General features: G+C 43.0%; 18 protein-coding genes and 1 tRNA gene. 8 read left to right on the top strand and 11 right to left on the bottom strand.

Features of this window, described 5'->3' with window-relative positions; all coding sequences use genetic code 11:
• Positions 1 to 39: 39 nt before the first annotated feature.
• The 8 genes from RTV33_RS15000 to RTV33_RS14965 all read right to left on the bottom strand — a co-directional run bounded on the left by RTV33_RS15000 (position 40) and on the right by RTV33_RS14965 (position 5,062).
• A complete protein-coding gene (locus RTV33_RS15000; RefSeq protein ID WP_018214027.1) occupies positions 40 to 579 on the bottom strand; it encodes a hypothetical protein in 540 nt (179 codons plus the stop codon).
• 68 nt (positions 580 to 647) lie between these two features.
• Positions 648 to 1,478, bottom strand: coding sequence for a DNA adenine methylase (locus RTV33_RS14995; protein ID WP_018214028.1), 831 nt, complete (start codon positions 1,476 to 1,478; stop codon positions 648 to 650).
• Between the two features lie 8 nt (positions 1,479 to 1,486).
• Positions 1,487 to 1,819, bottom strand: a complete 333-nt coding sequence (locus RTV33_RS14990) for a hypothetical protein (protein ID WP_026184158.1) — start codon at positions 1,817 to 1,819, stop codon at positions 1,487 to 1,489.
• Positions 1,820 to 1,952: 133 nt separating this feature from the next.
• Positions 1,953 to 2,243, bottom strand: coding sequence for a hypothetical protein (locus RTV33_RS14985; protein ID WP_312645596.1), 291 nt, complete (start codon positions 2,241 to 2,243; stop codon positions 1,953 to 1,955).
• 77 nt (positions 2,244 to 2,320) lie between these two features.
• A complete protein-coding gene (locus tag RTV33_RS14980) occupies positions 2,321 to 3,550 on the bottom strand; it encodes an antirestriction protein ArdA (RefSeq protein WP_018214031.1) in 1,230 nt (409 codons plus the stop codon).
• Positions 3,543 to 3,923: an LPD28 domain-containing protein gene (locus tag RTV33_RS14975; protein WP_018214032.1), complete on the bottom strand. Its 381-nt coding sequence runs from the start codon at positions 3,921 to 3,923 to the stop codon at positions 3,543 to 3,545. The genes RTV33_RS14980 and RTV33_RS14975 overlap by 8 nt, the downstream gene beginning before the upstream one ends.
• A 760-nt stretch (positions 3,924 to 4,683) precedes the next feature.
• Positions 4,684 to 4,757 (bottom strand) — tRNA-Gly (locus RTV33_RS14970).
• A 101-nt stretch (positions 4,758 to 4,858) separates the two neighbouring features.
• Positions 4,859 to 5,062 carry a hypothetical protein gene (locus RTV33_RS14965; RefSeq protein ID WP_312645594.1) on the bottom strand — a complete coding sequence of 68 codons (204 nt, stop codon included), beginning with the start codon at positions 5,060 to 5,062 and terminating at the stop codon, positions 4,859 to 4,861.
• Positions 5,063 to 5,234: 172 nt separating this feature from the next.
• Here RTV33_RS14965 and RTV33_RS14960 point away from each other — a divergent pair, with 172 nt between their 5' ends.
• Complete coding sequence (locus tag RTV33_RS14960) at positions 5,235 to 5,675, top strand: hypothetical protein (protein WP_312645592.1); 441 nt, start codon at positions 5,235 to 5,237, stop codon at positions 5,673 to 5,675.
• A gap of 39 nt (positions 5,676 to 5,714) precedes the next feature.
• Here the strand turns inward: RTV33_RS14960 and RTV33_RS14955 are convergent, their stop codons facing one another.
• Positions 5,715 to 6,608, bottom strand: a complete 894-nt coding sequence (locus RTV33_RS14955; protein ID WP_312645589.1) for a tocopherol cyclase family protein — start codon at positions 6,606 to 6,608, stop codon at positions 5,715 to 5,717.
• 337 nt (positions 6,609 to 6,945) lie between these two features.
• On the opposite strand from RTV33_RS14955, the gene RTV33_RS14950 reads away from it, so the two are divergent.
• The 4 genes from RTV33_RS14950 (at position 6,946) to RTV33_RS14935 (ending at position 10,793) form a co-directional block, all read left to right on the top strand.
• A complete protein-coding gene (locus RTV33_RS14950) occupies positions 6,946 to 7,764 on the top strand; it encodes a hypothetical protein (RefSeq protein ID WP_312645587.1) in 819 nt (272 codons plus the stop codon).
• Between the two features lie 162 nt (positions 7,765 to 7,926).
• Positions 7,927 to 8,802, top strand: coding sequence for a polysaccharide deacetylase family protein (locus RTV33_RS14945; protein WP_312645585.1), 876 nt, complete (start codon positions 7,927 to 7,929; stop codon positions 8,800 to 8,802).
• 153 nt (positions 8,803 to 8,955) lie between these two features.
• A complete protein-coding gene (locus tag RTV33_RS14940) occupies positions 8,956 to 10,038 on the top strand; it encodes a hypothetical protein (protein WP_312645583.1) in 1,083 nt (360 codons plus the stop codon).
• Positions 10,029 to 10,793, top strand: coding sequence for a protein-glutamine gamma-glutamyltransferase (locus RTV33_RS14935; protein WP_312645581.1), 765 nt, complete (start codon positions 10,029 to 10,031; stop codon positions 10,791 to 10,793). The genes RTV33_RS14940 and RTV33_RS14935 overlap by 10 nt, the downstream gene beginning before the upstream one ends.
• 283 nt (positions 10,794 to 11,076) lie before the next feature.
• Here RTV33_RS14935 and RTV33_RS14930 read toward each other — a convergent pair whose 3' ends face one another.
• Positions 11,077 to 11,718: an NAD(P)H dehydrogenase gene (locus RTV33_RS14930; RefSeq protein ID WP_312645579.1), complete on the bottom strand. Its 642-nt coding sequence runs from the start codon at positions 11,716 to 11,718 to the stop codon at positions 11,077 to 11,079.
• A complete protein-coding gene (locus RTV33_RS14925; RefSeq protein ID WP_312645578.1) occupies positions 11,718 to 12,200 on the bottom strand; it encodes a flavodoxin family protein in 483 nt (160 codons plus the stop codon). The genes RTV33_RS14930 and RTV33_RS14925 overlap by 1 nt, the downstream gene beginning before the upstream one ends.
• 468 nt (positions 12,201 to 12,668) lie before the next feature.
• Here RTV33_RS14925 and RTV33_RS14920 point away from each other — a divergent pair, with 468 nt between their 5' ends.
• From RTV33_RS14920 to RTV33_RS14910, 3 genes are all read left to right on the top strand, one after another.
• Positions 12,669 to 13,664: an MCP four helix bundle domain-containing protein gene (locus tag RTV33_RS14920; protein ID WP_312645576.1), complete on the top strand. Its 996-nt coding sequence runs from the start codon at positions 12,669 to 12,671 to the stop codon at positions 13,662 to 13,664.
• 49 nt (positions 13,665 to 13,713) lie between these two features.
• The gene (locus RTV33_RS14915; protein WP_312645574.1) at positions 13,714 to 16,986 is read left to right on the top strand and encodes an SNF2-related protein; all 3,273 of its coding nucleotides are present in this window, start codon (positions 13,714 to 13,716) and stop codon (positions 16,984 to 16,986) included.
• Positions 16,987 to 17,587: 601 nt separating this feature from the next.
• On the top strand, positions 17,588 to 22,022 hold a 4,435-nt coding region (locus RTV33_RS14910), incomplete at its 3' end, for a hypothetical protein (protein ID WP_312645570.1).

Genomic DNA, 22,022 nt, shown 5'->3' with positions numbered 1-22,022 from the left:
GCTCACCTCCCGGATTGTGTGTTGGGAATCCAAGACAGGTTAGTTGCCGTAGATGATGCTGTCCAGCATAATCAGCTCATCCAGCTCCGCAAGGCACACGCCGCTTTGGGCCAGCACGGCGAGAATACCGGGCGGCACATCGGTAATATCCTGCTGGATATCGGCCTCCACCACCGTGATTTCGCCGCTGTCCTCGTCCGTATAGGCTTCCAGCTTGGCGTCGGCGGGGATACCCGCTTCCTCCAGCAGATAGCCGGGGATGCGGACAGTCTGGCTTTCATCCAGCAGATCATGGCAGAGAGAGCAAGCGGAAACGCATCCGGCAGGGCAGTCATCTGCGCAGCCCTCGCCGCAGTTGTCGCACAGTCCGCAGGCGGAGGCGAGAACGACGGTCAGATCGGCGGCAAGGGCGCTGAGACTCTGGATGGCGTTCGCCACCTCCAGCGCCGTCATTTTGTCCTTCATAAATACAAGGGCGTTCTGTCCGGCATGAAGCTCCAGCGTATCCTTGTCGGTGAAGCCGGACCGTTCACAGGCATCGGCCGGTAGGCCGATTTGGGGCATTTGATTCTTTTTCATAAAAAAGGGTTCCTCCAATCAAGTATTAATTTTGTTTTTCACGCAAGGCTGTGCCAAGGGCGCTTTTTCTACTCCATGAAGCCTCCTTCCCCAAACAGATTCAGCTGTGATGGGGCGTTTTTCTCACGCTCATGCAGATCGTAGTTGGCAATGAGGATTTCAGGAAACTGCGCCCCATTGTCATAACGCTGCTTGATGTTGTTAATGCGGGTAAAGGCTTCCGTCTGGATGCCCGGTGCGTCATAGAGGCTGCGGATAAATTCACAGTCGTTGTAGGACAGCAGAAATTTGCCGCCGATCTGCAGCAGGGCATCCCGCAGGCGGATATGGTCTTTTTCCGTGAAGCCGTCCTCGCCCACGTTTTTGTAATAGCTTTCGGTTTCAAAATACGGCGGGTCGCAGTAGAAAAAGCTGACAGGGCGGTCATACTGCCCGATGAGCTTCTCAAAGTCCTTGTTTTCGATGACCACCTTGGCAAGCCGCCGGTGGGCTTGCTCGATGAGAGGGAAATTGCTGCGGATATCATGGGGCTGGCTACCGTAGCTGGTTAGCCCCGACGCATAGCTGTAGCGGATAAGCTGGTAAACCCACGCCGCTTTTTGCACATCCGATGCGGGAGAATCGCGGGCGAGGGCGTTTTTCACAAGCTCGAAATCCGCGCGGGAGTTGAGGCAGTAGGCAAGCGCCGCCATTAGCTCCTGCGGCTTCTCCCGCACACAGCGGTAGAGGTTCACCAGCAGACCGTTGAAGTCATTGTAGACCTCAAAATCGTTGCCGGGCAGCTTGTGGAAAAGCACCCAGCCGCCTCCGCCGAACACCTCAATGTACCGCTCATAATAGAGGGGAAACAGGGTGACAATCAGCTCACGCAAGGATTTCTTGCCGCCGATCCAGGACATGAAGCTGTTCAGGAGTCATCACCTCCTTCCAGCGGCAGACGTATCTGCGTATCGTCAAAGGCTGCAAGGGAACGCCGAAGGCCGGTGATGGCAGCACTGATTCCGCTGATGCGGTTTCTCATATGCCGGATGGTCAGGCGTACCTCGGCTTCGGTTTTCGCGTAAAAGTACCCGTTCTGGTCGCTGGCAATGGGAACACCCTCCCGGCGCAGGGCATTGACCTGATCCCGCAGCTCCTTGCCGGAAACGTGGAAGGTACATTCCAGCTCACGGCTGATGACCGCGTTTTCCGCACCGCGGTGATACCGGCGCAGATGCTCTGCAAGCTGTTCTTTCTGCATGGGTCCTCCTTTCCGGCCGTTTCCCCGGAAAGAAAGGCAAAAAGGGCGCAAAGAGAACAGGGCCGCCTCCTGTATGGGGAAACGGCCCTGTTTTGATGTTGGGTCTAAAAAAGCGCAGGCATCTTTGCCTGCGCTACTTGATTATGCCAAGCTCTCTTAACACTGCCACGCAGTCCTTGGCGCCCTGAATGTACAGATGCTTTTGAAACGTTACCTCTAAATCCGAATTTTGACTCAGATAATACTCAATTCTGTCTTTTATACCTTGACTGATTTCAAAGCTGTTCTGGATGCTGTCACTGAGCGAAATTAGTTCCTGTGCCAGTTTCTCCGCCTGAGGGTCTGATTCACGCAGGGCGGAATATACAAGCTGAAACCGCTCCGCCAGAGCCATATCCAGCAAGTCCATGAGCTTCTCGTCCATCTTCTTCGCCTCCCTTCAGCACAACACAATGCCACAGCTTCATGAGAATAGCTATACCAAAACCCAACAAAGATTTGCTATTTCATTTCCATGCCAAGACTCTGTCCGGGGCGGTTGAGGCATTGGTCCACCGTCATGCCGTTCTGCGGCTCCAGCAGCCCGTATTCGGTTTCGGCAGTGGCACGCTGCTCCAAAAGATACCGCCCGTAGTTATCCAGATTACAGAACAGGCTCAGTCCGTTATCACCTGCCAAAGAAAGCATTCGCTGGATTTCCACTTTTGCGTACTCAGCGGGAGAGGCAGTATCAGTCAAAAGCTCAAATTCCTCTGTCATAAACGCAAGGTCAAGGGCTTCTTCCAAAGATATATCACCGGGAGCTTCCGCCAGCATTGCCTTGTAGGTCAGCAGATGGTTGTCCGTTTCAAGCTGCCGGAGCTGCTCTGCCAGCTCATTCACCAGCCCATAGCAGTCGCCCTCAGATGCATACAGAACGTCGCTGATTTTTTCAGTGAGGCTTGGCGCCATGCAGTCCTCCGCCGAAAATGCACATTCCTCCGGGGAGGCGGCTCCGACAGCATCAACCGCCTGCAAAAGCGCCGCATCCCCGGCAGGGAGCTTGAGGAAGACAACCGTTTCGTTGTCATAGGCGGGATCATTAAAATGCCCCTTGGTTACTTGGAGAAGCACGGCATAATCCGGCTTGTCAAGGGTTCTGGTATCGACGCTGTGGTATTCGGAGGCAATCTCGCCGTTCTGCACTACATAGCCATGGGGCGTGAACACGCCGCCCTCACCCTCGCGCATCTCTCTGCCGATTTTGGCGAAGTCCAGATATTCGTAGACTTCATCCGATACCCTTTCCAGTGCCGGTACAAAATCATTATCCGCATAAAATTTGCCGAGAGACGGATCGTCATGAGCTTCATAGGCAATCTGGCAATGCTCGGTGCTGTGTGTCATATTGATGAGCCGCTCCACTGATATGGGAGCGTATTGAGTCTGAACGGCATCCATCATCACCATGCCCTCGAAGCAGTCCAGTTCCCATGCACTTAGGGAAGACAGCCGCTGGGCGAGGTGATTCAGCTCATACAGATTGATATCGGGGGCGATAAATTGCGGCAGATAGTCCAGCTTGCAGCTTAAAACCTCCGCGGAATAGACGGTATCTCCGGTAATTCTTGCTTTTTCCAACGCATCCGCCAGCTCATAGGGTGTGGCGGGGAGTGCGATTTGTGCCGACGGATTTGCACCGGAAGGGTTCCACCGGCTGAGTTCTACTTCAAAGATTTTTCCTTTATCCAAGTGTCATTCCTCCCATCTTCACGCCTGACTCATCTGGATTGGATAATTCGGATGCGAGAGTGATTTTGTGCTCATCACAGAAGTCTGCGAGAGTCAGGGACTCACCGAGGAAATTGATGTTGTCCCGCAGCCTGCGGAAACCCTCCTTGGAGATAGTGACCGGCTCCGGTGTCAAAACGGCTCCGGCGTGGTTAACGGTAACCTTATTTTCTATGCTCACCGGCCTGCCTGGATCATAGTCGGAGCCGCGCAAATCGTAGCAGTAAAAGCCCACCGGCACCGTGGTTCGGTCGATGCGGGAATTGGTGAAAAGTGCTGGCTTTCCAAACAATTCTATGTGTTCATATTCTTCTTTTCTGGCGTTAACGCTCATTTGAATACCTCCCTGTAAATATTGGTTTGTGATTACACAAAAACAGCTCCGTCGCACCACTTTTTCATGGCGTTATACAGCAGCAGTACCTTGATTTGATCGGATACCTCTTTGTTAAATCAGTTTCCATGTTTCATCTTGCACCTTCCTTGCGTTTTGCAGTTTTTTGCATATCCGTTCTAAGGCAATCTCCCTCAGCGCTGTAGCAGATGAAGCCGTGGGACGGGTATGGGCAGCCGCCACAGCTTTGAAATGGACCGCATGGCCGTTCAGCCGGGGGTATTCTACCTACAGTGGAGAGATTGTTTGAATCGTAGCAGGCGGTTTGTTTATTTCTTTTATAGTGTACCAGCATGACCTTTCCTTTCCAGAAAACAAAAAAGCCGGAGAATAAAAGTGCATTCCTGCACTCCGATTCTCCGGCCTTCTAATGCTTTCAAATTTAATGTGATTTTGGTGTATATATAAAAAAAGGGCGCTAACTTTATCGGCTTTCATTCAGCCTTAAAAATCGGAGCCCTTTTTGATTTCAGCTTGTTCATCTGATTGTATTTTGAGTGGCGCCCTTTTTCATTTCGCTCTGTACTAAAAAGGGCGCTGCTCATGAATGTTTTTACTTGTAGGTTTGAGTCCTGTCAGAGTGAAGCTTTTACCCCAATAAATCTACGAAAAAAGAGCTTCCACTTTTCATCGTGGAAGCTCTTGAAAGGCTTGGATTTACTGGCTTTGTAAGCAATAAATCTTTTTTACCTTTTGTTTTTGGAGCAGGCAACGAGAATCGAACTCGCAACCTCAGCTTGGGAAGCTGATGTTTTACCATTAAACTATGCCTGCAATTGCATTAACTATTATCCTATTTTTTACACAAAAAGTCAACCCAAAATTGTAAAAAACTTTTACATCATAAAAAATCCTCCGGAAAGCCGGAGGAGCACTTAAAACAGATCCATTTTGTTGTCTGCCAGACGCTGCACATATTGCTGCATCTGCTCTTTGGATTGTATCACATGAGTGTGATCAATGATCTGCTGCTGCTGATCAGGTGAGAGCGTTGCAAAATGATTCATTGCGTCAATATTTTTTGCCAGCGCCATGCCCAGTCCCATTGGCATTTGAGAACCGTTTGCGTAATTTTTCATTTCATCACCTCGGCATTAGTGTTTGCAAAAATCGATGAATTAAACTCGAAAAACAAGAAAATAAAGATTGCTTGTAGCTTTGCTTTTAATTGCTGAAGTTGCGCTTGTGTATAAAATCAGGTATAATAATTGTTCGTGCAATTTTTTTATATGAAAGGGAAATCTACTACATATGAGCGATATTAAAGACATTTACAACAAAGATATTTACACTCCGTTTTTAAGCTATTGCGAAAAATCTCGATACAAAACGATGCAAGATTTGGCTAAATGCCCTTTCCATCTATTGAGTCAGCAGCCTGATATTTCACCGCTGCTATCCAGCAGAATTAGAACAGTGTTCAATACCTATCTTAAAGCAAATCCATCTGAATTTTCAGCTGCTAAGGCGAGAATGGGCACAAAAACTGCCCCAGCCATGTCTGATGTACAGCTTCAGATTGCGCTTGAACAGTATTTTCAAGAAAATGCAAAACGGATTGTGGTGGCTGCTGAGGCTGTAAAAGCGGTAAATGGGCGGGCGAAGCGTGCGGATGTGGTTCGCATTTTGGAGCAGGCATCGTGGTGCCAGACAGTAGATAAAGGAACATTTTATTATACAGGGCTGAAATAAGAAACAATATAAATATAGGAGGATGCGAACTTCAAGCATTTAAGTTTTAACACCTACAAATTCAAAACCGGTGTTTTTACTGTACAAATCAAATACAATATGATTACCTTCCTTCAGTACAAAGTGCGCTGTACAGGAATTGTTTTCGTGGATTGTCCTTGTCATACCGCCTTGACTGGGTGCGTAAAGCGCGTGAGCATCCTTACCATCTGTTTTAATCGTCAGCAGGTACCGTCCTTGCTTTATAACGAGCAGCTTTCCGTCACAGCGCAACACCTTTGCACCGTTATAAGTGGCGAACCGATATTCACGGCCTTTATAGTACACAACGCAAATGCAGCCCTGAAATGTAAAGCCAAGGAACGGAATATCCGCTACAGAAGCAAAAATGCAACATCTTTTAATTGAAAAATCATTGCTTTGAACCCATGTATAGCGTTTGGGGAACGAGCTTCCCCAGTCTTTTTCAATGTACCCCACACCGCCTGTGAATTTGGTGCTTTTGTTATTAATTAAAATCTCGCCGGTCAATGTGTGGTACAGGCTTATAATTCCGTGGTTGCATTCCATAAATGGGAACACGCTGAATACACCCATAATATCGTATAGAATAGGGGTAAACTGTCCGTATCGGATTGTTCCGGTGCAGGTAAATTTACTGCTCCTGATGTCCAATCGGATACCCTTGTTGCTAAAAAAATTGTTTCCAATCTGTATTTCAAGTCGGTTTCTGTTTACCCGAAACTGGGAATAGCAATATTCAATATGATAGGAGCCAGTATTGGTGATAATTTGAAGATGAGCTGCCCTGTGCCCGTTTTCATCTATACTGATGCTCGGAATAAACGCTATGGTTTCATCGCCTATCTGATGCTTAAAGTACCATCCCTCAAAAAACTTTGACTTTTTGCAAAGCCCATGAAAATTAATCATAGTAATCCCTTCCCCAATGCACATGAAATCAATATTTTTGTATTCTGTCGTTGCAGCATCTATTGGTAAGGTTTGATATTTCACAGCTATTTATGCAAGATTTAGCTGCAATCTAAAGAAAACAGGGAAGAGCAGGCAGAAGCCTTACACGAAAGAACAGGAGATAATACTGCACGGTATTATCTCCTGTTCTTTTCATCCGATAATAGATCAAGATTTACTTATAAGGAAAAAGATGGTATCATAGCTTTGTAAGGTTGTAAAATTTTTACATCTACCATAATCTTATTGAATACTGTAACGCTTTAACAGAAGCAAAACAGGCGGGAGGAAAGCGATGACTAATAAGCTGAAATTTATTGGTAAAGTAACTGTGGTTCATATGTTCACTTACATACTATGCGGCATGGTTTTCTCTAGTGTTTTTAATTACAATGAGCTGTTTGCACTAGGCAATGCAAAGTATTTTATGAGGGGTATGGGTGCAGTCAGTTCGCTGATTGGCCCTGTATTGCAGGTGCTTCGAGGAGTTCTTTTTGGCTTAGCGCTGCTGCTGTTTCAAGACAGCTTTATGGGCAAAAAAAATGGATGGTTAAAGCTATGGGCTATTATACTCGTGATTGGCATTATCAATACGCCCGGGCCAGCGCCGTGTTCTATTGAGGGCATTATCTATACACAATTACCATTGGAATTTCACCTGAAAGGCGCACCGGAGATTATAGTTCAAACATTACTTTTCTCATGGCTCGTAACAAGGGAATCCAGTAATGCAAGATTGAAGTTATCCCTTTACATGAAACGCTCCTTGACCGTTGCTGCCATTGCAGGTGTAGGCTTCTCACTATCGGGAATTGTTTTAGCGCTTATTATAGGAGCGGATTTTATGGCCGGTGCAACAGATTTAGGGGCATTTGCAGTGATGTTCTTAGCGCTTATAGTGGTGTTTTTTGCAACGAGGTGGAAGCTGAACCATAAGAACAGGGGAGTATCAATTGTATATTACGGTGTTTGCTATGCTGCTTTAGCGGTTTTACCTACCCTATACAACTTTGCAACAAACTCGCAGTTTAAATCTTATTTGTCATTGGCAATCAGTGGCATCCCTGTCTTGATCATTGCACTGTATCTAAATGTTTCTCATATAAGAAAATAGAAAAAGAATGAGCAGGGCTATGTAAAAATAGTTTTGCTCATTCTTTTTATTGATGATTGTTATTTTAAAAAACAAAAGCAAAGCAGGGAGGAGTTTATTTTACAAAAATAGTGGCAGGATAAATACGTACAAGTACGGTGAAAAGAAGGTGGTGCGAACTAGATGAGTTTTTTAAAGCTGCAAAAATCAATCCTGCCCTTGATCCTCTCTGTTGTGTTGCTGGTTCTGTCTGCGTGCGGCAATACCGGCAAGTCAGAAAGAACGATACCACCAAAAGCAGTACCCGAATCGCCGTCGATTATTAAAAAAAATAATAACCACGGCTCCGACTATGAAATCTACGATATACGAGGTACCGCCGATTCCATTACAGGCGTTAAGTGGGAAAATATGCTCGCCCAGCGAAGTGCTTCCACTGAGTTCGCCAAACAATACCGCAATCTGGTTTTTGTCAATATGAACCCCGATGAGAATACGGTATATCTGACCTTCGATGACGGACCTGACCCCACGAACACTGTGAGCGTGATGAATACACTTTTAAAATATGATGTTGGAGCAACCTTCTTTTTTACAGGTGAGAACATGAGGCAAAACAACGCTGTCGTCAAACAGGTACACGACAATGGGTTTGCAATAGGGCTGCATGGCTACGACCACACCTCGCTTGTAACGTTGCCCGAAGCAGACGTAAAGAGCCAGCTTAACAACACGAATGATCTCCTCGAAAAGACTATTGGTAAGCGTGCAAGCATTATGCGCCCCCCCTATGGCGATCTAGATGACTCCACCATTCAGACAATCGGCGCGCTCAATGAACGGATTTATTTATGGTCATTAGATACACTGGATTGGGCACAGAAAGATGAGTCTGAGATTCTGCGTAATGTGAAAGAAAATCTTCGTCCGGGTGACATCATTCTAATGCACGCCGCCGCGGGGATGCCGCTCTCAGCCAAAATTTTGCCTGAGATGATCGAGTACATCCAGTTGCAGGGCTATGAGATGAAAGCACTTCCAGAACCAAACATCCAGTAACAAACAATTGCTGCAATACACATGATAAAGTACGCTTTTACTTAAAAATATAAAACGCCTTCAAATATTAGCACAAAAGCGCCGGATTATTGTCCGGCGCTTTTGCTGTAACACGATATGAATTGGCTCTAAACAAAAGATAATGGCTTTTCTATGAAACAAATTCTTACTTTTTTATATTATGTAATAATGCGCTCTATACATTGCTATTTAAAAGAAAGGGTGGAATATGTGTATTTGTCGTCTGCGAATCATTCTAATTACTCAAGTCCTTTAGATTCGATTAGAAAAAACAAAGGACCAGATGCCTTTAAAGCGAACTTTCAGGAACTGGGTAAGAACAAAAAAGCAGAGGCTGTGAAACTGATTAATGATAATAGCTTAAGCTTTCCGTCGCTATTTTTGCTCATTCCCGAAATCGAAACGCTTCGCCTCTATCCATATTTAAATGCGCGAAATGCGATTGCATTAAAAGTATGTGATAAAGTGTTGAAAAATAAAAAGCTCGAATTGAATACCCGCGATTTACCCCCCAAAAATAACGATCAAACTTATTCGGTGCTAAAATGGATGTTAACCACCGGGCATATTGATGATGGGCTAAGTGAAGAATTCGATGAAATTTTGGATCGTGTTGCTTCACTTTTAACTGTGAACTACGGGGACAAAACTATTTTACCAATTGTAGTAGACCTAATTTTCAAACGCAACAAAAAAGGAAGCTATCATCATGATCTGGTTTGGTCGTTTTTCCAAATCCGAGATCTGAATTCATTAAAACTAATAGCTGAATATCTTAAATCGCCGGATCAAAAAGACGTTAAATTATGCAGTAAACTTCTTCATTTTGAAACACATCCGAGTATAGATTACAATAAGCTCTATCAAGACTATCTTGAATGGCTAAAAGACAATTACAACTTCTTGTTCTTCACAGGCGAAAACTTTCAGCAAACCAGCCATCCGGAAGCTTGCTGTGTAGACCTGGATGCCAAATACCTTGGGAAAAGAATATCTCCCCACAACAGAAAGATGTTAACGCCGCTGTCTCCATCAGAGCGGGATCACCTAGAGCAGTTTCATCGGCTCGATCATGCCGCGCAGGTTTATCTATGCGACTTTGCACATAAAGTTCACAATCAAGATAAACGCTTATGGAGCAAATGGAACAGCTATCCTGTCAGCAAACAAGTGGATATTGCTCAGAGCGGGTTAGGAGGTATGAGATGGTTATAATATCAAATAATCCAATCGATGCTGAAAGCTTCGTAAAACAATATCCTCCAGACAGCATAGAAGCTATTATTTTCAATCAACTTTATTCAAGCGATAAGGATTTTAACTATGACTCCCTAGAGCAATTGGAATTTGAACTGAATATGCGCAAAGAAATAATCAAATCCTCAATTGATTTATATAACAGCCACTTTGGCTTTGCGGTTTTCCGTAAATCTAAATGCAACGAAAAGTATTGGAAACGCACTGATGAAGGCGGGTTCCTTTTAAGGGATGACGTAAAGCCAAGCGATGCAATTCGTGATATTTTTACAAATAGCTCTAAGTATGCAACCGAATGTGCTACAGCTATGGTTATCATTTATTATAAAGCACTACTGGATATTTACCCTGAAGAGCTTTTTAACGAGCTGTTTTCCGAAATCCAGTTAATGAACTGGCATTATCTTGACCCGCTGCTAAAAGAAGTTGGCCGTACCCGGCCATCAACCGTTTTTCTACCGGGAGACCGCAGATATTTTTCGAACCCGGATGTTAACCCCTTAACCCCTGAATGGCAAGGTGAGAATGTAATTGATTTAAGCGACGGGCTTTATTATGGGCATGGCATTGGTATTCTAAAAGCAGATCAAATTATTGATGCGCTAAATAAAAACCGAAAACCAAACGCCCAGCGGTCAGCTTATCTTTTAGACTCAGCTGGCAGACCGAATTTTAAAAATTTATTTGATGTTTACCGTAAATCCACTACATAGAAGCCGTATGAATGAAACATGGGGTTATTACTAGGCAAATACTTATCATCGGCGAATAGCAAAACCTTGAAATACATTCCAAGAAAGCAGCTGAACTGCTGCATTGTTATAGAACCGCGAGTGCTGGCAGTGCTCTCTACTCGGATTATAGTCCTTGCAATAACACAAAAGAGCCTATGTAAGCATAGGCTCTTTTGTGTTATTGCATTTTGTAAACCGCGCTCAATAAAGATAACATAGACGATACTGATTTTGCAAGTACAAAACTTCTGTTTATAGAACTTTATAAATACGGTCTGTCAAGTGCTTTGTCCAGACATTTGTTCTTTTTCATCTCAGAATTCCAAAAAATATTTGTAAGCTTTAATTTGCCTGCAATATTTAAAAATATCAATTGTTTCTTGGAAAATGTATCTGGAACAGCCATCTCTTTTACTATTTTCTCATCGAAGGCATTTGTTTTGTCGAATTCTTTACCCAATCTGTAAAACATATCGATTGTTTTCTTAAATCCATCTGGAAACTGGTAAATGGCTGCACATTCACCCTTGCAAACGGCTCCCAGATAATTACAATTAAGCCTTTCTGCAAGGCGTTTAAGATATGGAGTTACATATTGGTGATGATGTGTATCCGGAAATCCGGATTGTATGATAAAACCTAAATTCTTGCCCTGCTCAGCTGGCTTAAGTTTTTCTAAAAAGCTCGCAACAGGCCCGGGCATTGCATGAATATACAAAGGAAATAGGATGATGACATTATCGTATCTCTTTATGTACTCTGCCAATTCATCCGGATCACAATCAGATATTCTTTTTATTTCTACCGGATTTTTTATATCCTTAATAAATTCTTCTGCAAGAAATTGTGTGTTACTCATCTTAGGGTTTAGCTTTGGAGAGCCATTTAGAATGATTGTGTTCATTATTTTCCCTCCGTGGCAAAACTAAGTTCTTCTATGGAATTGATTGTAATGTTATTGCTATGGAATTGATAAAATACTCGATGAACATAATTTCGGAAGATAACTTTATCTTGTTCATTGTTAAAGTTATCTTCAAAGTAAAATTCGATATCCGGATACCGATCATATCTTTTATAATGCATTGATTCACCGGTGGTGAAAGATGTATAAGGTAAAAACAGCGGAATCATTCGGTCAAATAAAGTTTTAAGCTTTGCACTAACAAAATTATTTGAAGGTTTACATATAAAAATAACCTTATCTGCCGATATATAGTCATGGTAAAACTTGTCCAGGTCGTGAAATGCACATTGACCGGGCGTTTTCCACCAACAGCTCCAGCAGCCAATGCAGTTATTTATTGTCATTTCAGATAAATCGTAATTGATATTTTCATAACCTACCCTGCTATCGGAAACTTCTGAAACTCGAATAGTTTTCATAATAATACCTTCTTTTCACCAATGATACAATAAGCATAAGTAATCTAAATTTAATTTTATCATATAAAAATGGAAAAATCTACATAATTAGAAAAATCGAAGAGAACCTCACCAAAAAAATTAAAGAGAGCAGGGGAGTCTATGGGTTTGCTGGACAATGACAAAAGGCAGTACAAAAACCATCCTAATACGGCATAGTTTGGTAAGATTCTTTTATAGGTGGTATTGCACTGTATCTAATCCTGTCAAGAAACACTGTGGTTTTCAATATGAAGCTGCAGAATCTTGTGAATCTGCAGTAGTCCTATAAGTGAAATTGAATAAAGTATAGCAAAGATGCTATTTTTGTAATATTATACAAAATTAGATGTTAAATTTTGTCACTATGTGGTATAATTCGGGTTGATATATATGTTATAAATTTGGTTCATAGCAGGTTATAATACAATCTGGAGGAAGGTAATTATCATGGAGAAATTAAAAAATCTAAAGGTTCGAGCAAAAATACTGCTGGCATTTGCAATCGTAATAGCTATAACGTGTATTGGGTTTGTTTTTATTGTTTTAGCTAGCTTTAAGATCTTTGACAATGTAAATATCATCAGTGAGGATGTAACGCTTCAGCATGAATTAAACGTTATGCTGGAGAATTTTGAGGAGGCAGATATTAAAGCAAATGTCTTATACTATGTGCTGGACCAAGATGCAAACGAAGCATTTACCAAACATGTGTCTTCTACAGATCAGAATTTCCAAACTATCTTCGCTCATATCGACTCATATCCCGAATTCGAAAAATTTCGCCCGGAAATTGAAAATGCCTACACACAGTTTTCTGCTTGGAGAAAAGCCGTAGAAGAAATGATTGCCCGCAATAACGAGTTGGATCAAGGGCGAGAAAACTTTGTGTCTAACGGGGCTGAGCTGGCAGAAAGCCTTGCGGTCTTTATGGACTACCAAATAAAAGGCAACGTACGGCAGGAGCAATTATCACTGGCAAATAAAACTAATAACTTGGTTACCTCTTTTCGTTTATCTTCCCTCACGTTCCAGCACACCTTTGATACCAGTAGTGCTGATAAATCCATAAAAGAAATGAGCGAAACCATCGGCCTATTGGAAGAATATCAAAGTAAGGCTACCTCTGGCCAGGCAACACAAAGTGCACAGCAGCTGATTGAGGCCATAAAAAAACGTCAAGCTCATACCGATGATTTTCTGGCTGCAAATACTGCCAGCGATGCAGCTATGACTACCGCAATACCACTTGGAGAAGCTGCCACAGAAGAGATTAGCACCGCAATCAATTATGTTTATAACAACGTTGCGGAAAGGATATCCCACACGAAGGCAAATGCTATCTTCTCCTTAATTGTAGTGATCGCTACGTTATTCCTCGTTACCACAATTGCAATCTTTACCGCTTTTGCCCTTGCCAGAGCAATAAGTCGCCCCCTTAACTGACCCGGCTCCTACCGATGGTGAGCGTATAATTCAGATAAGATTGTCAGACTTGCAGCCATACCCCAATCAACCGTTTCGCCCTTATTCAGAAGATAAGCTTCTGGAGCTCGCAGAAGATATTCGTACTAATGATCTGATATACCTTAACCCAAACAAATATGATCCTGAAAATGCTGCTAAAGGCTATGAAACTGAAAGCGAATATTTAAGTGGAAATGTCAGAGAGAAACTGAGATCAGCTCAACAGGCTGCTGAACAAAACCCTATGTTGTTTACAAGAAATGTGGGGGCATTAGAAAAGGTTCAGCCCGAAGATTTATCCCCTGATGAAATCGAAATACATTTGGGCAGCAGCTTCATTCCTTTGGAATATTACAATCAGTTCATCTATGAAACGCTAAATCCAACTGCTGCTCGTCGCGGAGATGATCCCAAGCGCAATATATTTGTGCGCTACAATAGGTTTAACAATTCCTATTTTATTACCAACAAGGCGCTGGAAGAAAAATCAGTTTTAGCCAAGGACACGTTCGGAACTGATAGGATGAGCGCTTATCACATCATCGAATCAAGCATGAACTTACAAAGCGTTACTGTAAAAGATGATATTTCTGCCCCGAACGAGAAACCGTATTACGTAATCAATACAACGGAGACAGCCGTTGCAAAACAGAAACAGGAAAAGTTACAGGAATCTTTTAAGGAATGGCTTTTCAGTGATGTTACGCGGCGTGATAAAATTGTACGAATCTATAACGATAAATACAATAACATTCGGCTACGGGAATATGACGGCTCCTTGCTTTCTCATATTGATGGAATGAATCCCAAATGGAAGCTGAGGCCTAAGCAAGCTGACGCAGTGGCTCGAGGCATTTTCAGTGGCAGAAACGCTTTGTATGCGCATTGTGTGGGTGCGGGCAAAACATTGACCTGTGTCACCGTAGCAATGGAACGAAAGAGACTTGGGTTATCCAACAAAACGATGATTGTTGTTCCCAACACTTTAACTGATCAGTGGAAAAATGCATTTTTAGATTACTTCCCTGCTGCCAATATACTTGTAGCGACCAAACGTGATTTTGAGAAAAACAATAGGCGCATTTTCATTTCTAAAATAGCAACCGGAAATTATGATGCCGTTATTTTAGGTTTTTCTCAGTTTGAACGCATACCTGTTTCTGACACTTTGATGACACGAGAGTTGAAAAATCAAATTGCAGATATCACAGAATGTATCAAACATATGAAAGATGAAGACGGCGAAAAATGGACGGTCAAGCAAGCAGAGGCAGAAAAAAAGAAACTAGAGAACCAACTTAAAAATCTGATGTCCACTAAAAAGAAAGACCAAACCATTACGTTTGAGGAACTTGGCGTGGATAGCCTAATTATTGACGAAGCTCACAATTACAAAAATTGTGCTGTTTTTACTAAGCTGCGCAATGTTGCGGGAATAGGCAGCATCGGGGCAAAGAAGTCAACAGATTTACTACTCAAAATAAGATACCTTACTGAACTCAATCAAGGAAAAGGTTGCATCTACTTTGCAACTGGAACGCCCATTTCTAACTCCATGACGGAAATGTTCACAATGGAACGTTACTTAATGAATGATGTTCTAGAAGAAATGGGTTTTGACTTCTTCGATAACTGGGTGTCAGTATTTGGAGAAACTGTTACTTCAATGGAATTAAAACCAGAGGGAAATGGATATCGTCCACGCACAAGGTTATCTCGATTCGTCAACTTACCGGAGCTGATGACCGCTTTTCGACTGATAGCAGATATCCAAACAGAGGATATGCTCAATCTTCCCAAGCCGAAGCTAATTGGGGGGAAACCACAAATAGTAGTCGCTCCTGCAAGCAATCAGTTAAAGGATTTTTTGGCTGAAGCCGTTACAAGGGCAGATATGATTCGCAACGGTGAAGTAGACAGTACTGTGGACAATATGCTGAAACTGACAGGTGATGCACGTCGCGCCGGTACAGATATTCGGCTTATTAATCCAAACTATCCTGACGATCCCGAATCAAAGGTCAATATGTGTGTGCAGAATGTGTATGATATTTATCACAAAACAAGCGATTTCAAAGGTGTTCAATTGGTATTCTGCGACATTTCCACGCCAAACCCAAGAAAGTTTAACGTATACGATGATATGCGAACAAAGTGGATTTCAAGAGGCATCCCTTCAAAGGAAATTGCATTCATACATAACGCCAACAATGAAATACAGCTTGCAAAATTGTTTTCCCAGCTACGTGTGGGGCAAGTTAGGATTCTAATCGGTTCAAGCGCAAAATGTGGTGCTGGTATGAACGTACAAGACCGGCTGATCGGTCTGCATCATTTGGATTGCCCTTGGACGCCTAAGGATATTGTACAGCGTGATGGCAGACAACTTCGACCTGGCAATTGTTTCGATGAAGTGTATAACTTTCGTTATGTTACCGAAAAAAGCTTTGATAGCTATATGTGGAGCATCCTTGAAAACAAGCAGCGTTTCATTTCTCAGATAATGACCTCAAAATCACTCGCTCGTGTTTGTGAGGATATTGATGAGACAGTACTTTCCTATGCTGAGATAAAAGCCATTGCCAATGGTAATCCTAAAATCAAAGAAAAAATGGAGATTGATGTTGAGCTATCCAAATTAAAGGTACTGAAAAACGAATACAACAAAAAACGATTCCGGCTACAGGATGAATTCCAAGTTGGATATCCGCGGATCATTGAATCGAATAAGGCTCAGATAAAATGTTTTGAAAAGGATATTGCACTGAGAATCCAGAACACAAAAGACGACTTCTCTATTCAGATTGATGGAGAGCTGTTTACCGACAAGGATAAAGCTGGTGAGCAGCTCATCAAAATGTCTGAGAAAATAAGTACTTATAAAACTTTACGTGTCGGAGTTTATAAAGGTTTTCAGTTAGATCTATTGAAAAATCATTTTGACATTGTATATGCTAGGCTTTGCGGCAGTGAGAAATACCGTGTAGAGGTATCCGACAAAAGTTCTGGTGTGATCCAGAGGCTTGACAACGCATTAAATGGCTTCGAAAGGAGAATCTCCAAATTGGAATTTGAAAATGCTCAAAATGAGGAGTATATCTTACAATCTAAATTGGAATATGAAAAGCCTTTTGAGCATGAAGAACGGTTGAAACAGCTCATGGAAAAACAAGTCGAGTTGGAAAAAGAGTTGCAGCTCAACGAGAAACCAAAAGACGAAATACCATCAAGGGAGGATGATTTTGAACTGATTGGCACCTTGGATGATGAATTGGAGGATGATTTTGACTTAGAAATGTAAAGCGCTGGGAGTGATTTTTTTGCTTAGAAAAATACAAAATATAATATTGAATGTTATTCTTAAAATATCCGAACTGATAGACCCAACATTGGGTGTGTGTTCGAATGATAAACAACTTTTGATTATTGTACTCTTGTTCCTTTTTCTGACAATTGTGGCAGGGATATATGTTATGAAACATGTTTTCTAAAAACGCACTTTTTACTATATGAAGTTTATATTTACTGAATAGCCAGTGAAAAGGATACTTTAGGGTATCCTTTTTATATTGTTTTTTTGTAAATTTGGAGGTTGATTAAAATTGTGAAACGCTTGTTTGTAGATATGGACGGAACACTGGCAGTATTTACACCAGTAAACCAGTTGGAAACCCTATACCAAGAAGGTTATTTCGCAAACCTAAAACCGATTGACAACGTTGTAGGAGCAATTAAGCAGAGAACGATTATCAAACCGCAGATATGCCAGAGAGCTCCAGCGTTACGAGGCAATCAAACTCACCATCACTCCTGAAAGCTTTGCGGATTATTACAATGTAAATTCTGATTTTGTATTGGACAAATTTTCTGAGTCTGAAGATCCGATGGAAGTCAGCCTTCAATTGAGCGAGCTGCTAAACCATGCGATCACTTGGGAAGCAGAGACTTACGGAGAATTTGAAGATGAACCGAAGCAAAGCAGCTACGGAATGAAGGACGAAGACATAGTGGAAGAGGCAGAAGCTGTTGGTTCCAATATGACCCCACCCATGCTGATGGCTGCCGCCCCTAGCACAGATGAAGAGATGGTGCAACATGCCGATGTGTATGCCCCCTATTCCGTTGTGGGAGGGCAGAATGAGAAAATCAGCATGGCAACCGGCGCGTTTCAGTACACCCAGCCCATCGCCGCGCTAAAAAGCACCAATGCCGGCAATAGCTTTGCACTAAATTTGATCTACGATTCTGATGAAGCCGGAGAAAGCAAACGATTTGTTCGACCCAAAAGCACAAAGCTTTACCGTTTGGTTATGCAAGATGAAATCTACGTAGATGATAAACTGAAAAGCAGGATGCCCCAACACACAGTATATTTTGTGAACGAGGACGACCGGAATGAAGCTGCTGAATTAGTACGAGAATGGTATCGATACAATTGGGGATATATCCCCGGGATAGAAGGGGATGTAACCACTAAGCTAATCAGCGCTGCAGGCTACAAAACGGAGACGGTGCTGGTCAACGTAATGAATGACGGGCAAAACCGTATTGAAGAAGCAACCCATTTAGGGGACGGGTGGATGTGGAATATCCCCATTATCGATATAGGCGTTGGCGTCTCGGATATTACAGTGTACACGGTTCACCTGCCCGGCATAGGGAAGTTCACCTATAACCCCAAAAAGAGTAAGACAAGGCTTGTGGGGTATCCGCGAGACGATATCAAAATCAAACAATCCGGAGAAGAGTATGTTGTTACAACCAAAGATGGAGCAAACTACTACTTCGCTACATCCAGCGGCTTAATCAAACGACAAACTGACCGATATGGAAAACAAATAACCTATACCTACGATTCCGGAAATAATCTGACTAAAATTCAGGATATGTATAACCGGGCTATTACGTTCAATTATTCTTCCGGACAGGTTACAGTAACCCCGCCGGATGGTAATCCAACTGTTTTGTATTTATCAGGAGGTAAACTCGATAAAATAGTGGACAGTGTTGGACGAGAAACTAGATTCACGTACGAACGTAGCAAGGTAAGCTTCACTATGCTGGAGTACCCTGGGATTTTGTGGCCTTTGTTCTTAGAGCCCGCTTATGGACAAGAGGTGGTACGGCCTGCCGTTATAGACGACGCTATCACCAAGCTTAAAAGTGTAGAGCACCCCACGGGCGTGGTTACAAATTACACCTACACCACAATCGAAGAGGATTTAGGGGCAGGTTTTGTCGAACATTTTAAGCTGATTGAACGAAAAGATACCGTAAATGGACAGACGTTCAACCAAGATCAATATCTGCATCAAAAATATAGCAAAGATTCTTATACGGCTTCGCGCAAGATCCTTTCGCAAAACAATGCGATTCGCAGCTACAGCTATAAATTTGACAAGAAGCATCTGCCTATTGAAGAAGAGTTTAGTGCACCTTCCAAAGCGGTAAGCGCAGCACTGAACCGAAAAACAACCCGTACATTTGACAGCTACGAGCTGCCACAGCGTGAAACCGAGGTTACAACGAGCGGTTCCTCTGTAAAAACGTTGATTCGTGTGTACCAATACAACGCCCTGGGAAACCTTCTGTCTGAGACAAACGAAAGAGCAGAAGGTGCGGCAAACGCAGAGTACACAACAACCTATACCTATGACCCAAACTACAGCCTGCCATTATCCAAAACCTATAAGCAGGATGCTGCGACTACAATTAAGGTTGAGAACACGCTGGCATCGGGTGGCAAAGATATTGGCTGGACTCGTACCTACGAAAATAGCGTGCTCAAAAACAAGGTACAGTATCTTTTTGATTCCTTTGGAAACATTACAGAAAAACAGGAATTCCCGGATGTGAATACAGATACTGCCCTGTCAACCTATTACAGCTATGACGGTACCTATAACGGGGCAAACTTGACCAAAGAGTGGGTGACGGGTGTCAAGGATGCAGATGGCCAATTGCTGGGCGGAAACGATACGGTTGAAAAAGCGTATGCCTATGACGCAGTTGGCAACTTGTTAACCCAGAAAGATGGCAATGGCAATACGATATCTGCCACCTACGACAAAGTGGGGAGACCTCTGAAAAAAGCCGATGCCAAAGGTGGGGTACAGTCTTACTCTTATAACGATGCTGCAAACACATCAACCTTTACGGATAAGAACGGTACAATATATCTGTACAGTTACAACCCGCTTGGACAACTGATTTCCATCAAAAATGTGACGGAAAACGGTCTGGTTGTTGTGACTAAAAATTACGATGACATCGGTCAGCTTATCAGCGAAAGCAAAAACCAGGATGCACAGGGTGTTCGCAATATTCGTTATCAATACGATAACCTCGGTCGGAAAATTGAGATGGCCTATTACGAAAGTGATGTAGCCTCCACACCGGTTACCAGTGAAGCCTATGTTTACGAAGATGTTCTGAGTAACGGAGGCTCCAAGCTGACAAAAGCCGTTGGAGATCGCAAAACAACGCAGTACTGGAACAAATATGGTGAACTGGTGCAAGAAGGCGGTGTACTGAACGGTTCTGACCAGATGACTAGTACCTACCACGAATACAACTATCTGGGGCAGAAAACAGCGGATAAGCAGTATATCAATGGTCAATTAATCGTAGTAGCTGCATATGACCTTGATCATCAGGGGCAGGCAACCAAAACAACCGACGCTCTGGGCGCTTTTACAACAACTCGTTTTGATGGAACAGGGCGTGTTGTAGAGCAAACTGATAAAGCAGGGAAACCAACAATCAGCACCTATGATAATCTTGGCCGCTTGATTAAGCAAGAGCTTCCGTTTGCCGGGAACACCAAGTCGATTAAGTACCATTATTATGATAAGAACGGCAATGTGGTAAAAACCAATCAGACAAATCAATCAGATGAAAGCTCAGTCGCTTCGTTTACCCAAACAGAATATCTTTACGATGCAAACAATAAATTGACAGATACGATTTTAACCACAGAATCATCCAACAAGATATACACGCATTATACGTTTGATGCAGCAGGAAATACCACAGCAATGTATACAGGGCTGACACAGCCGTACTCTACATCATTGCCTGAGTCTGCTTATACTGTTACCAAGTATGAGTATGACAGCGAAAACCGTCTTGTAAAAATCATTTATGCAGACGGAACGTATGAAACCATTGAGTACGATAAAAACGGAAACAAAAAAGCAACGACCGACCGCAATGGCAACCGCATTGTGTTTACCTACAATGCGTTAGGCAAGCCCACCAATGAAAATGCAGGAGCGAAGCAAAAGAATTATGCCTATACCAACTCCGGCGAGCTTTTGACGGAAGAAGAAAGCGGCATCAAAATACAGTATGCGTACGATGATTTGGGTAGGCAGATTCAAATTACCGAGCCGAACGGTGTCGTGAAGAATTACACCTACGATAACCTCGGCAATCGGCTGTCATTCACCCTTTCCCTAGATGGAAATCAAAAAGTAAATACTTCGTATGATTACGATAAGCTCAACCGCCTGACCACGGTAAAAGAAAACGGTACAACTGTTGCATCTTACACTTACGATACAAACGGCAACCGCAAAACCTTAACCAATGCCAACGGCACAGCAGTCGATTATACCTACAACGATGCAAACCTCGTAACGGCATTGACAAACAAAAAAGGGACAGCTATACTCAGTTCATACAGCTATACCTATTATCTGGATGGTAACCAGAGGGCTAAGACCGATCACACCGGCAAAACAACGGCATACACCTACGATTTGGCGGGACGCCTGACCAAGGAAGCGGAAAGCGGCGATAACACCTATGCCTATACTTACGACAGCCGCAACAACCGTTCTGCTCTTATCGTTACAGGCAAAGACAACTACAATGTTGCATACACCTACAACAAGGACAACGACCGTTTACTCAAAGAAACAAAGACGATTGCTGACCGACAGGAAATCAGCTCATATTCTTATGACAAAAATGGTAATCAGATTTTAAAGGCACAGTCCGTACTCACAGCGGCAACCGGTGCAGCGCCAGAGGTATCCCTCCACATCAGTGCTCCGGAACCGAGTGACCTTGGCGCGACCATTTCCACTTACGATGTTTGGAACCGTTTAACACAGGTGGAAAACAAGAGTGGTATCAGCAATTATACGTACTATCCAAACAATCTACGTTACACCAAAGAAGTAAACGGATCCAAACTGTGCCAAGTTTGGGACGGTTCAAATTTAGCACTGGAGTATACGCCGGAAACAAAGGCGGTTGTACGCAATTATATCAGAGGAATCAACCTGATTTCTATGGATGCAGGTACAGGTAAGAGCTACTACCTGCTCA

This window comes from Hydrogenoanaerobacterium sp., from assembly GCF_032017025.1.
Taxonomy (GTDB): Bacteria; Bacillota; Clostridia; order Oscillospirales; family Ruminococcaceae; genus Hydrogenoanaerobacterium.
Note: the sequence above shows the minus strand (reverse complement) of the source record. Positions and strands in the feature narration are given on the sequence as shown.